Genomic DNA, 14,490 nt, shown 5'->3' with positions numbered 1-14,490 from the left:
TTGGGATTACTATAAGCTGAATATATCACTCTGTCTTTGTGTCTGATGGATTTTGTTCTTTCCGCAACGTACGAATAAAGATGTTATATTGATAACAGCGGGAAGCGGCGGTTGACCATTTAATAAGATTGCGAGGGGTCCCCGAAAATGTCCGAGGAAATCAAAGTCGCAGGAAGAAGGACCAAATTTCATTTCGATAATGTCTATTACAATAGTCCCCGATCCTACGACGCCATCCTTCTGTACCAGGTGGGGGATCTCAGCAGCGGTTCCGGATTTTCGATCGGGAGCCATCATCAATTTTGCTACGAAATCAGTTATATCCTGTCCGGAAGCGGCTATTACTGTACCGACGACAAGAGCTATCCGGTCCAGGCTGGCGATCTCTACTTAAGCTTGCCGGGAGAACGGCACGATGGCCATGCGGATGCCAAGGATCCGTTCCGGTACTTCTATATCGGCTTCGACTTCAATCCTTCGGGCAGCGATTACGGCAGCTTCGCCCGCGTGCAGCGAATGTTCGATCAAGTGGATCTGCCGGTAACCCCGGATAAATTCAGAATCGAAACTCCGTTTTTGGGTATTTTCAACGAGCTGGTCAACCTGAAGGAATATTCGGACGTGCTCATTAAATCGTATATTTTTCAAATTATTTTACTCGCTTACCGGAATTATTTCGATAGCTGGGAGAAGCGGTACTCCGATCGGAACGAAGCCGACGCCAATCGCGGAATCGCATACGAAATCATCCAATATATCGACAGCAATCTGGAGAACGGGGCCATCATTCAGTTGCCAGATCTGGGAGAGGCGCTAGGGTATAGTTATTCCCACCTCTCTCACTGCTTTTCCCAAGAGACGGGGTTCACCATCAAGCAATACTTTAATCGCAGACGCTTCGAAAAGGCGGTGGAATGGCTGAAGGAGTCGGCCTACAGTATTACGGAAATCGCCGAAAGGCTGGGCTATCAATCCATTCATACGTTCAGCAAAGCGTTTCGCAAAAGCTACGGATTATCCCCGACGGATTACCAACGGATGATCGACAATCGCATAAAAGGAACAATAGATTAGCCGCAAAGGTCAAAGACGCTGTCTGTTCCTTCCTGTTACGATTTGGTTAATGAACATTCGGTAGCATAACGGCATAAAGCACGCGAGAATGGCTGTGAGATCACGTCAACTGTCGACCCTGATCTCACAGCCATTGTTTTCTGTGCCCATTTTCGCTTATACCCGAACATAGCGAAAGGTTTTACAAACAATCTGTCCGTGCACATTCTCAGTCTCTGAGTGCACATTTCCTGACAGAGAGGCATGGTATATTTAGTCCGAGAAAACGCTACCATTACTTCGGAAGGGAGTCATCACGTGTCTCTGCCTTATCGAAAAAAGACATTATGGATGAGAATCGTTCAGCACCGCACCTTGTATTTGTTGTTCTTACCTATTGTCGCTTATTATATCGTCCTTCGTTATTGGCCGATTGGACTGGCCTGGGTCGTCGCCTTCAAAGATCTGCAGCTAGGAAGCGGCACATTTGCAAGTCCGTGGGTCGGACTAGACAATTTCCGAATGATGTATACCGATCCCGTCTTACCGACAGTCATCAGAAACACGGTGGAAATCAGTCTGCTGCGTATTGTATTCGGTTTCTTTCCGCCTATCATTTTGGCTATCGTTTTCCATGACTTGGCCACAAAGCGATTCAAAAAATGGATGCAGACTCTTGTGTACATCCCCCACTTTTTCTCGTGGGTTATCGTGTTCGGAATCGTCTTCGGTTTTTTCTCGGTAGGATCCGGCTTCATCAACAATACGCTCGATTTTTTCGGATTCGACCGCCATGAGTTTTTACTGGATGAAAGCTGGTTTCGTCCCATATTAATCAGTTCCGGTATATGGAAGGAAGTAGGCTGGGGTACCATCATCTACTTGGCCGCATTAGCGACGGTTGATCCTATGCTTTACGAAGCGGCCGTTATGGACGGTGCAGGACCGATGCGGCGGTTATGGCATATAACGCTTCCAGGAATAACGCCCGTCATTACTTTTGTGTTGTGCTTAAGCCTTGGGAATATTCTCAATGCAGGCGGCGAACAGATTCTATTGTTCTACAATCAAGCCGTACTAGCTGTCGCGGACGTGATCGATACTTGGGTATATCGTGAGGGACTGGCAAGTCTACAGCTCAGCTTAGGCGTTGCGATGGGATTATTCCAATCGTTGATCGGGATGATTCTTGTGCTGGTCAGCAACTATTTATCCAAGAGATTTACCGACCGTGGAATCTGGTAGGAGGCAAACTTATGTATGTTAGATCTAGATCGGAAACCATGTATCAAGTCATCTTGCACGTCATGGTTATTATTGTAGCCATCGCTTCCGTATTTCCGCTCATTTATGTTCTTGGCATGTCGCTAACGACACAGCCCGAGCTGATCGCGCGCCATTATTTCGTCATCATTCCACACGAACCTACGCTCGAAGCGTATAGGCGGATTATTACCTCTCCGTTAATATGGAATTCTTTCCTTATATCCGTGATCCGCAGCGTAGTCGGTCCGCTTCTAACCTTGGTGTTTACGCTGATCGGCGCGTACGTGTTGTCCCATAGAACGTTGCCTGGACGGAACGCAATGCTGTTCTTTATTCTTGCGACAATCCTGTTTGGCGGCGGGTTGATCCCGACCTACCTGGTCGTGAAAGACTTGCATTTAATCGACTCGCTATGGTCGCTCATCATTCCTGGGCTAGTTGATAGTTTCGGCCTGCTCGTTATTAAAATTTTCATCGAGAATCTGCCGGATGGCTTAATGGATTCCGCTAAAATTGACGGCGCCGGTGAAATCCAGACTCTAGTCCATGTAGTCATTCCGCTTGCCGCCCCAGCCTTGGCCGCGATTGGCCTGTTCGGCGTCGTAAGCCACTGGAACAGCTGGTTCGATGCGCTCATTTACTTGAACGATGCCAACAAGTATCCCCTACAGCTTGTATTGAAGAATATGCTGACCGGGCAGGTAATCGGTGACCAATTCAGGCAAACGATGATTCAGGATTCGGCGCGAATCACGCCGGAATCGATGAAGATGGCGACTGTCATTTTCGGTATCCTCCCTATTTTGTGCGTGTACCCGTTTCTGCAAAAGCATTTTATTAAAGGGATGTATTTGGGCGCGGTAAAAGGGTAGGTTGTGATGAGATTTCCTCCGGGGAATCTCCTACAATATATTAAATATGAAAAGGGGTCGTCCAATGAGGAGCAAAGGATTAAAAGTCTCACTTGCTATGGTATTGCTGTTATCGCTGTTATTAAGCGCATGCAGCAAGGGCAACAACGAAGCAACCGGCAGCATGACGGGTAATTCCACAAACGGTACAGAGCCAAAGAAGGAACTGACGTTTCCCGATGCTTTTCCGGAGGTGCCGAAGGCGGTTGATCCGGGGAGCTACGATTATGACGACATGAGCAAGCACTATGACATCGAGGTCGCACTGGTCGGCAATACGAATACGCCGGCATCGGAGGACCCAATCGCCGACTATTTGAACAAACAATTGAACGTTTCGCTCAAGCTAACGAATATGGCTTCCGGTGATCTGATCAACAAAATAACGGTTCGTTTCGCATCGGCGCAAGCGCCGGACTTGACTTATATCGGCGATAAAGATGTAGCCTTCTCGCTCTATAAACAAGGCCAATTGGTCGACGCGCTGGAAGTTCTCCCTTACATGCCGCAGATGATGAACTATGTCACGAAGGATTTCAAGAACTGGTCAACGCTAGATGGCCATATGGTCGGCATTCCGCGTTATTCCACATTTCCTTCGAGCTGGGGCCTGTTCATCCGACAAGACTGGCTCAAGCAGTTTGGCATGAGTATGCCAACGACCGAGGATGAGCTGTTTGCTTATGCGAAGGCTGTCGTGGAGAAAGACCCTAATAAAAATAACAAAGCCGATACTTACTTTATGGGGACCGGCGCGAATGGCCAAGGCTTCGGCATGATGGATGCTTTAAGAGCCATGTATGGCCATGCGAGTTGGAATGTCGTAGACGGGACGCTCAATCATCCTATGCTTGACGGTTCGACCAAACGATACCTGGAATTCGTCAAAAAATTGAATGATAACAAGCTGTTATCGCCTGACTGGTACACGATCGGCTGGGAACAATTCAAATCCTACACGCTGAATGACCAGATCGGTATGGTCAATTATCCAGGTTATAACCTGCTGAGTGAACAATACACGGCCAAGAAGAATGATAAGGCAACACTGGATTACTGGGCCCCGATTCAACCTTTAAAATCAAACGACGGTAAGGGCGGCATGAACTTACCTACTGGGGCTCCGGAAGGCTTGTACCTGATTTCCAAAGAAGCAGCAAAAGATCCGGGTAAATTAAAACGGATCGCACATTTCCTTGATTCGGTTATCTATCCTAACGTTAATTATTGGGCTCCTGTGCAGGGCGGCGGACCGGAAATTTATCCGGATCTGGTAAAGGTCGAGAAACATGACAACGGCACTTATACGATTATCAAGGATCCCAAAAACACACCGATCGATAATAAACCGGAATTGAAAGGAGCCGGCGACTGGCAAAATCTCGCTTACTCCCTGATTTGGGAAGTACACCAGCATTCCGATCTCGTTCCCTATAATGAACTCGGGGACAAATATACCCTGGACGTTATGGCGATGCCGCGGTATAAAAACTATGACATGTTCCTCACTTTGGATGGCCCAACCACGAAGCGGTTAGGGGAGTTTGTAAAGAAAAATGAGATTGCTTTCGTCCTCGGCAAGAGAAGCTTTGACGAGTGGGATAAATATGTCGATGAATGGAAGCGCTCAGGCGGCGATGCATTAATGAAGCAGGCGGCTGAACAACTGAAAGTGTCCCTGCCGAAATAACCATTTATATACTTACTGGATTTAGCGCATCTTGTAGATGCTCTTATCCGGTAAGTATACTTTTGTTAAGGGGCAACATTCGTTAACCGAATGGAGAGGAATGGATGATAATCGGGAAGAAGATCAGTTCGCGGATGAAGCTAATCCTGCTGTTAATCATCCCGAGTACGCTTCTCGTAGCTGTCGTCATTTATGTCGCGCAGCATCAAACTGTTCGCTACCTGCACCAAACGCAGGTCGAAGCGTTAAGCGGGATGAGTCGTCAGGTTGCATACCTAATCGAGAAGCAAATGGACGATGTTGTACTTAACATGCTTGAGATCGAACAAACGGCCAGTAAAGATAATGCGCCGGACAAGCTGCTGGAATCGATGAATACGCTTATTCGGATTCGCGGCGATTTGATTCGTGGGGTCGTATATATCGATCAGCGCGGTTCTATAACCGGATATCCCGAGTATTTCTGGGGATATTTCTCCGAACAGGAACAGAAGCTGATCCAAGAGCAGTCCGGGGAAGGCGGCCCCGCCATCGTCTGGTCCGAACCGTTTCGCTCCGGCATAGGCCGTTTGAATGCTTTTAGCCCGGTCAGCATCATTAGCAAAAACGTATATGATGAGAACGGCGTTTCCATCGGCAAGTTGGCGTTTGTTGTGGATTTGACATACTTTCTACAGGGTAGTGCCGCCTTCACAGGCAATTACGATACGCAGACCCTGTTGTTCGACCGCAACAACCAGCTAATCGATACATTAACCATAAGCAGAGATAATCCTTCTCAGCCGACCAGCTACAAAGACAAGCATATCCAAACGCTCCCGGAAGCGCTTAAGTACTTCTCCGGCAATAGCAAGTACTACGCGATAACGATATTATCGGATCAACCGAACTGGAAAATCGTGATTGTCGGAGATGTACAAAAGCTAGAGCAGCAATTCGATCCGTTCATCCAATTAGCTATCCTCGTTTGTGCAAGCGGTATCGCTGGACTCGCGCTCATCTATATTATTGTCTCCTGGTGGTTTACGCGGCCGATCCTAGTTATTTCTCGTGGTATCCGAACTGTCGCTAAAGGGAATTTGGACTATACATTTCCCATCAACCGCAAGGATGAATTTGGCGAATTGGCGCTTGAGATCAACCGGATGATGCGAACGATCAAACAGTTAATCATTGATTTGACGACGACGGAAGAGAAGAAGCGGCAGGCGGATTTTCAAGTTCTGCTGTCACAGATCAACCCTCATTTTTTATACAACACGCTGAATACGATCGATATCCTGATCGATTTCGGAGAGAAAAGCGAGCTTCATCAAGTGATGTCCGGACTGACAAGGCTTCTGAAATATGGCTTGGACCGTTCGACGGATTTGCGTACGCTTCACGAAGAATTGCTTAACGTTAAAGATTATTTATACATTTTATCAATCCGCTACGGCAACCGATTCACATTCAATGTGGTCGATCCGGGTGAACTGACCAATAGCATGGTATTAAAGCTTATCCTGCAGCCGATTGTGGAGAACGCCGTGTTCCACGGTCTCCATCCGCTCGCAGATCGCGTAGGAAGACTATTGGTGACAGCAGTGGCAGAAGGAAACGATATCCGAATTGTTGTGGAAGATAATGGCGTTGGGATGTCGAAGAGCAAAGTCCGCGAGTTACGGACAGCGTTTGAGCTGGAAGGAATGCCGCAGGAGAATAGCATAGGATTACAAAATGTAAATAGGCGAATTCGGCTGTATTATGGCTTGAACTACGGCCTGCAGATTGACAGCGAGGAGGATGTCGGTACGACCGTAACGGTTAGGCTCAAGATCCTGAGGGAGAAGGAGTGAGAGCGGGATGCAAAAAGCGATCACGCTGATGGTCGTTGATGATGAGCCGTTGACTAGGCGCAAATTGCGCAGCTTTGGGCTTGCCGAGCATGGCTATGAAATTATCGGAGAAGCTGAAAATGGCGTTCAGGCGCTTGAACGGATAGACAGGCTTAAGCCGGATATTATACTCGCGGATATCGGGATGCCGGTCATGGATGGGTTAGAGCTTTTAATGCAAATTCAGAAGCGGAACGAGCCGCCAAAGGTTATCATGCTAACCTGTTATGAAGACTTTACCAAAGCTCAGACAGCTATCCGTTTAGGGGCTTTCGATTATTTAACAAAGCTTCTGCTCAGCGAGGAGGACCTTCTTAGCGGTTTGGACAAAGCAGCATGCCAATTACGCAAGGAAAGAAATGCTTCTGAACAAACGATCCGCTTCATGCTGCAAGAGCTAACCTTATTTCCATCGGAGCGTACACTATTGCAACTTCAGCAGAGTCCATTTAAGCCGCGCCAATTCGCGTTGGCGACGATCCGTGCCGATATGACAGCCGATCAATGGCTAATTGCCACACATCCCTCATTGGAAACGGTGTGCGAGCCGTATCGCTCCATCGTCATACGCATGCCGGACCGCCTATGGAGCATCCTATTTGTTTCATTCGCGGAAAACGACACATGCGATTTTCACGGCTGGTGCACCCAGCAATGCTCTTCGATTAGCGCTATTATGAGTGATTCGCTGGAACGGAATCATTATTTGATGTCATTCATCCCGATCCGACGCCGTTTAATGGAATTATTCAGGGCATATAAGGATAGCGTCGAACTGTTCGACACCGGCTTTTATTTAGATCAAGGGAAGCTGTTACAGGAGCACGATAACAGGGTGTTTGCCGCTGACAGTACGGAGCCGATTGAGGCAGAAACCGAAAGCATCCGGAAAGCGGTAGCAGAACGGGATTATAAAGAGGCAGCAAACGGTATTCGCGAATGGTTGGAGCTGACCAAGCAATTACAACCGCATCCAGATCGCGTCAAGGAGCTAGGCAAGGAAATCGTTCATATTGTTGCTGGACATGTCGGAATGGTTGGCAGCCACTACGAACCACTTCCTGAACTCAAGTTTTCGCTAATGGGAAGGTTAACTGCGGCTTTGCATCTTTCCGAGGTATACGATATTATGCAAACGCTTATCCAATTCGTTCATTCGTTGAACAGTTCCCCCCTAACGATGCGTACGGAAATCAAGAAGGTAATCCACTACATTCATAAACATTATCGCGATGTTGATATCGCTTCTGCGGCTGAATACGTCAATCTAAGCCCTAGCTGGTTCAAAACATTGTTTCGCAAGGAAACGGGGGTAAGTTTTCACGAGTTTGTTCAATCCTATCAATTGGAAATGGCTAAGCAGCTCATGGTAACGACGGACATGAAGGTATACGAGGTGGCCCAGGCTGTCGGCATCACGAATACCCGTTACTTTTCACGGTTGTTTACCAGAAGCTTCTCCATGCCGCCCCTCGACTACCGCAAACAAAATGGCCCCCTCTTCATCCCTTGAAGCGGAGGCTATTTTGTTGTTGTTTCAAAAAATCTATCTGTGCACATTTTCAGTCCCTGAGTGTACATTTCCAGGCAGCAAGGCATGGTATATTACTTGATGAAAACGCTATCATTTCTTAAGGAGTGATCGAAGAAGTTGGTTTGCTAGCTCAAATGAATGTAGAGGAGAGAGGTAAAAACATGAAGAAGAACACAAGTATGCTGCTCATTGCTGCATTGGCTGCAACGTTTCTTTTTGCGCAGAATGAGTCTGAAGCGAAGAACGGGTCGATTCCCCCAAGGCCCAACGGTCCCGTGCAGAAAATGGATGTGCCATTCCCCATTGGGGTGTTCTGGATTCAACCTGCCGGCGAAATTACCGATGCCAGTATGGAAGATATCAAGAATATGAATGTTAATTTCCTAGTCCCTCATAATGGCACGAATAGCTTCTCTACGAATGATCGAGTCATGGATTTTGCTGAAGCTCATGATTTGAAAGTAATGGCTTTCGATGAACGCTTCAATTATCAATTCACCAACAAAAGCGAGCCCCTATCCGCTGAAGTACTCGCAGCTCCTCAAGATAATGTAGATCATTACAATGGGAGACCGGGATTGTTAGGTTACAACATTGTTGACGAACCAACCGGCTATGAGTCAATCGATAATGTAGCTCAAGTACAGGACTTATTCAGAGCGCATGATCCTGATCATATGACCTTCGTCAATCTGAATGGTTACTGGGATAATTATAATCATACGGGGTATTCGAAAGACGTATCTGGGGAATTTGCAACGCCAAATTCTCCGCTAGGTCAAAGCTTCCGGACAATGCCGGACGAGAAGAAAATAACGTCCATTCAAGTATGGCTCGACTACAATCAATTCAAGGATGACGAGAAGTTAACGATGAACATCTGGGATTCTCCCCAAAAGAAGAAGCTTATCGATAGCAGCACACTCACTCCGGAATCGGCCAGATTATTCACAACGTTTAATTTTGATGCGAAGGTCAAGGGAAATACCGATTATTACTGGGAGATCGTCCATGAAGGCGGGGGCGACAACAGTGTCGGTTGGATCATACGGTCGAAGGATGGCGAGAACTGGTATCCGCAGGGAACAGGTTATGTGAAAGGGACACCAATAAATTCGGACTTCTTCTTCTTTGTCAATTCTTCTTTCTATGAGAACTACGTATCTCAATGGGCAAGTAAAAACCCGGATATGTTAAGCTTCGATTATTATCCTTTCGGGCATAACAGCGGTATCTATGAACACACCTATAGAACATTGGAAATCGTGCGGCGTCAATCTTTGAAGCATAATCTGGACCTATGGTCTTATATGCAATCCGTTGGAACCGAATCGATGCGGGTGCCGAATGAAGGCGAGATGAGATATAATCTCTACACGAATTTGGCTTATGGTGTCAAAGGAATCATCTACTTCACCTATGGTACGCCGCAGATTCCGGGTTTCCAAGATGGGTTGCTTAATTCGAATGGTGAAAAAACAAACAAATATTACTATGCGCAGCAGAATAACGCGGAGTTGTTACAGTTGGGGGGAACCCTGAAACAATTAACTTCGCTAGCGGTATATCATACAGGCAGCACAATACCCGCGGCAACGAACCGACTTCCGGCCAAATCGGCCGTTCAACCTGCGGATAGCAACGAGCCCTATATTATTTCTTATTTCGAACATCAGAATGGGGATCCCTATGTGATGATTGTGAATCGGGATTTCGATCATGCGAGAGTGGGTACGTTTACGTTGAAACATAAGCCTAAATGGATCAAAGAAATATCGAAAGTTAACGGGACAGCCATTGATACGAACTATGACAAGAAAACCGGACAACTGACGCTTTCCTTCAAACAAGGCGAGGGCATCCTTCTGAAGCTTCCCGCAGGTTATGATTTAGACTAATTCTGGTTGGAAGAATGTTAAACCCCGAAGTCAAAGCCGAGACGGTCACCATTCTGGTGGTTGCCCCGGCTTTTTTATTCAATCTGAGTAGCTATGAATGGCGGGTTTCTGCGGCGGCAAGGCGGGTATCTTTGGCAGACAGTACTTGTTTCGTTCCCTTAGCTTCGGTTGGTTTTATATTGAGGGGGATAATGTTCGTCGGTCGGCATTGGTGAACGACTTCGCGCCAATTAAATTCACCTCGTTGAAGGGAGTGCACGAGTAACTCTGCAGTTGCCATATTCGTGGCTACGGGGATACCGTACACATCGCATAGGCGGAGCAATGCTGTAATATCAGGTTCATGCGGCTGCGAAACCAAGGGATCCCGGAAAAAAATCAACAAGTCCAGTTCATTATGGGCCACCATAGCTCCAATTTGTTGATCGCCGCCAAGGGGGCCTGACATGAATCTCAAAATATTCAAAGTTGTATTCTCCATAATCAAGCCACCCGTTGTGCCGGTTGCGAATAAGTTATGATCTTCGAATAATGCTTGATAAGCAATGACGAATTGAACCATATCTTCTTTCTTCTGATCATGAGCGATAAAAGCCACATTCATAGCGAAGGTAACCTCCTTGAATATTTCAATGTAATGATATGTAACATAAAAGTACCATAATAATTTGATATAGACAACAAAATTCAAATTTAAACTACAAATCTCGATTTTATGTAACGTTATATAACAAAATAGTAACATAAAATTGAAGGGTGAACTTGTGTGTGGACCAATGGCCCTCTTTACAGGTACCATGATTTATGATTAACGTTAATCTTTCAAATGAGGTGACCTCAAGAAAGGTGGATTTTTGCCATGAATGAAAAAGAATATCGAGACTTTTATGATAGAGTTGGGCAATTGAACGGATGGGATTTCAGTAAGTTGAAGTGTCGAGTTGAGGAAACACAAGCAAACTTGTATGAAGAAGTTAAGAAATGTTGTAAACGTTCAGATCTATTGCTCGACATCGGTACCGGTGGTGGTGAGGCCATTCTTGCACTCCGCGAGGCAGCGCTAATCTTGGTTGGAATCGACCTCTCGTCAGGCATGATTCAAACCGCGAATGCTAATTTAAGAAATTCCGGAGCAACAAACGTACGCTTTATTCAAATGGGTGCCGAAAGGCTTGATTTTCCTGAACAGTTCTTTGACGTAATCTCTTGCCGACATTCGGATTTTAGCGCACATCAAGTGGCAAAAGTTTTATCCAACGGTGGAACATTTTTCACCCAGCAGGTGAGTGAGGGGGATAAAATAAATCTGAAACAAGCGTTTGGAAGAGGCCAGAGTTATGGTGAATCAGACGGTAATTTGATGAAGAAGTATATTAATGACTTATCAGAAGCAGGATTTATTGAAATACAGTCGTTTGAATATGATTCGGCGGAATATTATGAGACGCCTGAAGACTTCATGTTTCTCCTTAAACACACACCGATTATCCCTGGTTTTGGACAAAATCAGGATGATTTTGAGATTCTTCGCGCATTTATTGGTGACAATCAAACTGAAAAGGGGATTCGAACAAATTCAAAGCGATTTATAATAAAGGCACGTAGATAAAGGTAAATAGGTTTCCGAGGATTAAAAAAGGCTTAGCAGATGCTTGCCGATAAAAGCATATATGAGCATCCCCGGAATTTTGCCTATTGCCGATGCAAATGCATAGACTGGGAAAGGAATACAAGCGGCTCCGGCATAAATGGAAACGACCGATTGCGGAAGCACGGGGATAAGACGCGCCAATAAGATGGAAACAAACGGATTTTTCTTCACTTTTGCATGAAAGGAAACAATACGTTCGTTGGTCGACAGCCATTTATTCGCTTGATCACTATAAAAAATTCTAGTGTAGGCGTACATGAGAAGGGAAGATATCCAAGCACCGGTCCAACACAGTAAGGCCCCTGGGAGAGTGCCGTACATAAATGCCATGATCCCGATGACAACGCTATAAGGGAGAATAGGAAAAAAGGTGAAGCAAATCGTTATCAACAGCATGAGGAAGACGGAATGGGAGCCGTGTTGCATCCAAGCCAGAAGCTCGGACTTATAAACGATAAGCATGCTTATCGTTAATGCGTAAAAAAGCAAAGCAAGCCATCTTTTTATTTTCGCGTTACTTGACGGAGCATATCTATTTCTCATGAATCGATTATACAGAAATACTGAGGAGAAATCATTTGCACGTTATCGTAACACCCAGAACGCCCCTGTATCATCTAGGCGAATTCATGCATAGGTTAATCTCACCGCTATAACTGCATTGGGGGCAAAGTGATGCACTGGTTTTCTATTCTCATTATCGGGATTGCTGCCAACATAGACAATTTAGGAATCGGCGTAACTTTTGGAGCCCGTTCAATTAAAGTGCCACTGCTATCTAACATTCTTATTGCGTTGTTATCCATGGCAGCTACGTATCTGGCAATGTCCGCAGGATTGTATTTATCTCACTTAATCTCTCCGTTTTGGGGCAACTTAACCGGAGGTTTTGTTATCATTTTTCTCGGCATTTGGGGGATTCGCGCTGCCTTGGCATCAGGTAAAAACTCTGGTGGGAATACCGAATATAATGACCCTAATCATGTATCTGACAGTTTGGTTGATAGAACCGATAAAAATAATGACCGAGTTATATCATGGGGCGAATCGATTTCACTAGGCTTCGCACTCGCTATCAACTGCATTGCGAGTAGTTTAGGTGCCGGTGCCAGCGGGGTTTCTCCCATACTTACTGCGGTTTCGGTCGGCCTTTTCTCTCTATTATCTGTTGATGTTGGGATTCGGCTGGGGAGTAGAGTTGCGAAATCGTGGATTGGTAAGTACTCTAATTTCCTGGGATGTATCCTGTTAATTATCATTGGGTGCTATGAAATAATCGTGTAACGCGTTATAAGAAAAACCGTCAGTGAAGCTGACGGTCCTTTTGGGTTTGGCGGTTATTTGCGATCTTGTGCAGTTGCACAAAGAGCATCTCTTTCAAGGTTTTTTCCGAAACTGGGCCCTTTAATTGCATGAATAACATTTGATTAATCCACTTCACCCCAATTGTGAGCAACTGGGCTGAAACAAGTGACTTTTCTGCAATTACTTCGCCAAAATCGGGTAAATACTGAAATGAGGTGATCATTATACACTTAGACAACTATAAGGAATTACAGATGAGATCCTCCGCTTGTATCGATGCATTGACCGGTGATCCAACGGCTTTCCGGGGAGGCTAGAAATGCTGCAACATCAGCGATATCTAGTGGTTCTCCCCATCTTCCGAAGATCGAATAATCGGCCCCAAATTTCCGCGCAGAAGGATCTTGCATCATTGCGAGATTCATATCCGTGGCAACGAATCCGGGTTGAATGGCATTGATGGTAATCCCGCGAGGGCCTAGTTGGTTGGATAGTGTTAGCGTAAGTGTATTAATGGCCCCCTTGGTCATACTGTACGCCGCAATGACAGGGAGGGAGATTCTTGTCACCGCCGAGGACAGATTAATAATTCGGCCTTCGTCCCGTAAACGCGGAAGAGCCTGTTGAATCAGAAAGAACGGTGCTTTCACGTTAATATTCATGATTTCGTTAAAGGCTTCTTCGGTCGTTTCTTCAATGGATGCTTGTAGGGCGATTCCAGCGTTGTTGACAAGAATATCAAAGCGATTGTCCCCCGTGCGTTTGTTTAAGGCTTTGTCTAATGCTTCATAGAGAGCTGTTACGCCATTAGAAGATCCAAGATCGCTTCCTAGTGTGAATGCCTGCCCTCCATCCCGCTCAATCTCGCGAACGACTTCATCTGCGGAAGCTTGATTTTTGCCATAATGGACGGCTACAATAGCACCTTCTTGCGCCAGGCGCAGCGCAATAGCACGTCCAATCCCCCGGCTCGCACCTGTAACGAGAGCCACTTTTCCATGCAATTTTTTCATATCCTTTTCATCTCCTCCGTTTTTCATTTCAGTTATACCACGGGAGCGGTTTTGTAATGTTGCCCTTATATTCGGCTAACGACAAGCGGAGTAAATCGCCCGTGCGAGACTGTACTCCTTTCTTGTTTTAAGAAAAATTTTAAGTTTGCCCCTATTTCTTTTTTAACAGTTTTCTTTATTCTTCAAGGAGAGTAAAGGAGCCATTCCTGTAATGAATGAATTCGAGGTTTGAATGAAAAAAGCACCTTCTGTATACTGGGGAACGTTCCGACCAAAGAACAAATCCCAGCGC

The 14,490-nt window shown here is 45.9% G+C and carries 11 protein-coding genes and 1 pseudogene; 9 read left to right on the top strand and 3 right to left on the bottom strand.

Going from position 1 to position 14,490, the window contains the following annotated elements; genetic code table 11:
- Positions 1–147 precede the first annotated feature (147 nt).
- From ACFPOF_RS00060 to ACFPOF_RS00030, 7 genes are all read left to right on the top strand, one after another.
- A complete protein-coding gene (locus ACFPOF_RS00060; RefSeq protein ID WP_378128384.1) occupies positions 148–1,074 on the top strand; it encodes an AraC family transcriptional regulator in 927 nt (308 codons plus the stop codon).
- 330 nt (positions 1,075–1,404) lie between these two features.
- Positions 1,405–2,298, top strand: a complete 894-nt coding sequence (locus ACFPOF_RS00055; protein WP_378128382.1) for an ABC transporter permease — start codon at positions 1,405–1,407, stop codon at positions 2,296–2,298.
- 11 nt (positions 2,299–2,309) lie between these two features.
- The gene (locus ACFPOF_RS00050; RefSeq protein WP_378128380.1) at positions 2,310–3,191 is read left to right on the top strand and encodes a carbohydrate ABC transporter permease; all 882 of its coding nucleotides are present in this window, start codon (positions 2,310–2,312) and stop codon (positions 3,189–3,191) included.
- Positions 3,192–3,255: 64 nt separating this feature from the next.
- Entirely contained in the window at positions 3,256–4,920 is a 1,665-nt protein-coding gene (locus tag ACFPOF_RS00045; RefSeq protein ID WP_378128378.1) for an extracellular solute-binding protein, read from the top strand.
- Positions 4,921–5,024: 104 nt separating this feature from the next.
- Positions 5,025–6,758, top strand: coding sequence for a cache domain-containing sensor histidine kinase (locus ACFPOF_RS00040; RefSeq protein WP_378128376.1), 1,734 nt, complete (start codon positions 5,025–5,027; stop codon positions 6,756–6,758).
- Positions 6,759–6,765: 7 nt separating this feature from the next.
- Positions 6,766–8,310, top strand: a complete 1,545-nt coding sequence (locus tag ACFPOF_RS00035) for a response regulator transcription factor (protein WP_378128374.1) — start codon at positions 6,766–6,768, stop codon at positions 8,308–8,310.
- A 182-nt stretch (positions 8,311–8,492) separates the two neighbouring features.
- Positions 8,493–10,229 (top strand): hypothetical protein, encoded by a 1,737-nt coding sequence (locus ACFPOF_RS00030; protein ID WP_378128372.1) that lies wholly within the window; start codon positions 8,493–8,495, stop codon positions 10,227–10,229.
- 199 nt (positions 10,230–10,428) lie between these two features.
- Here ACFPOF_RS00030 and ACFPOF_RS00025 read toward each other — a convergent pair.
- Positions 10,429–10,833, bottom strand: a pseudogene (locus ACFPOF_RS00025) (methylglyoxal synthase); the annotation flags it as partial.
- 255 nt (positions 10,834–11,088) lie between these two features.
- Here ACFPOF_RS00025 and ACFPOF_RS00020 point away from each other — a divergent pair.
- Positions 11,089–11,838 carry a class I SAM-dependent methyltransferase gene (locus tag ACFPOF_RS00020; RefSeq protein ID WP_378128370.1) on the top strand — a complete coding sequence of 250 codons (750 nt, stop codon included), beginning with the start codon at positions 11,089–11,091 and terminating at the stop codon, positions 11,836–11,838.
- Positions 11,839–11,859: 21 nt separating this feature from the next.
- Here the strand turns inward: ACFPOF_RS00020 and ACFPOF_RS00015 are convergent, their stop codons facing one another.
- On the bottom strand, positions 11,860–12,342 hold the full coding sequence (locus ACFPOF_RS00015) for a TVP38/TMEM64 family protein (RefSeq protein ID WP_378128368.1): 483 nt from the start codon (positions 12,340–12,342) through the stop codon (positions 11,860–11,862).
- A gap of 213 nt (positions 12,343–12,555) precedes the next feature.
- Here ACFPOF_RS00015 and ACFPOF_RS00010 point away from each other — a divergent pair, with 213 nt between their 5' ends.
- Entirely contained in the window at positions 12,556–13,164 is a 609-nt protein-coding gene (locus ACFPOF_RS00010; protein WP_378128366.1) for a manganese efflux pump, read from the top strand.
- Between the two features lie 269 nt (positions 13,165–13,433).
- On the opposite strand, the gene ACFPOF_RS00005 is transcribed toward ACFPOF_RS00010, so the two are convergent.
- Complete coding sequence (locus tag ACFPOF_RS00005) at positions 13,434–14,198, bottom strand: SDR family oxidoreductase (RefSeq protein ID WP_378128364.1); 765 nt, start codon at positions 14,196–14,198, stop codon at positions 13,434–13,436.
- Positions 14,199–14,490 lie beyond the last annotated feature (292 nt).

It is taken from the genome of Cohnella soli, assembly GCF_042655525.1.
Taxonomy (GTDB): domain Bacteria; phylum Bacillota; class Bacilli; order Paenibacillales; family Paenibacillaceae; genus Cohnella; species Cohnella soli.
This window is presented reverse-complemented; position numbering and strand designations above follow the sequence as displayed.

Bases quoted from the DNA above. Each gene is read 5' to 3' on its own strand.
- ACFPOF_RS00040 (WP_378128376.1), top strand. From the start codon at position 5,025: ATGATAATCGGGAAGAAGATCAGTTCGCGGATGAAGCTAATCCTGCTG.
- ACFPOF_RS00035 (WP_378128374.1), top strand. From the start codon at position 6,766: ATGCAAAAAGCGATCACGCTGATGGTCGTTGATGATGAGCCGTTGACT.
- ACFPOF_RS00020 (WP_378128370.1), top strand. From the start codon at position 11,089: ATGAATGAAAAAGAATATCGAGACTTTTATGATAGAGTTGGGCAATTG.
- ACFPOF_RS00050 (WP_378128380.1), top strand. From the start codon at position 2,310: ATGTATGTTAGATCTAGATCGGAAACCATGTATCAAGTCATCTTGCAC.
- ACFPOF_RS00030 (WP_378128372.1), top strand. From the start codon at position 8,493: ATGAAGAAGAACACAAGTATGCTGCTCATTGCTGCATTGGCTGCAACG.
- ACFPOF_RS00055 (WP_378128382.1), top strand. From the start codon at position 1,405: ATGAGAATCGTTCAGCACCGCACCTTGTATTTGTTGTTCTTACCTATT.
- ACFPOF_RS00045 (WP_378128378.1), top strand. From the start codon at position 3,256: ATGAGGAGCAAAGGATTAAAAGTCTCACTTGCTATGGTATTGCTGTTA.
- ACFPOF_RS00060 (WP_378128384.1), top strand. From the start codon at position 148: ATGTCCGAGGAAATCAAAGTCGCAGGAAGAAGGACCAAATTTCATTTC.
- ACFPOF_RS00005 (WP_378128364.1), bottom strand. From the start codon at position 14,198: ATGAAAAAATTGCATGGAAAAGTGGCTCTCGTTACAGGTGCGAGCCGG.
- ACFPOF_RS00010 (WP_378128366.1), top strand. From the start codon at position 12,556: ATGCACTGGTTTTCTATTCTCATTATCGGGATTGCTGCCAACATAGAC.
- ACFPOF_RS00015 (WP_378128368.1), bottom strand. From the start codon at position 12,342: ATGCTTATCGTTTATAAGTCCGAGCTTCTGGCTTGGATGCAACACGGC.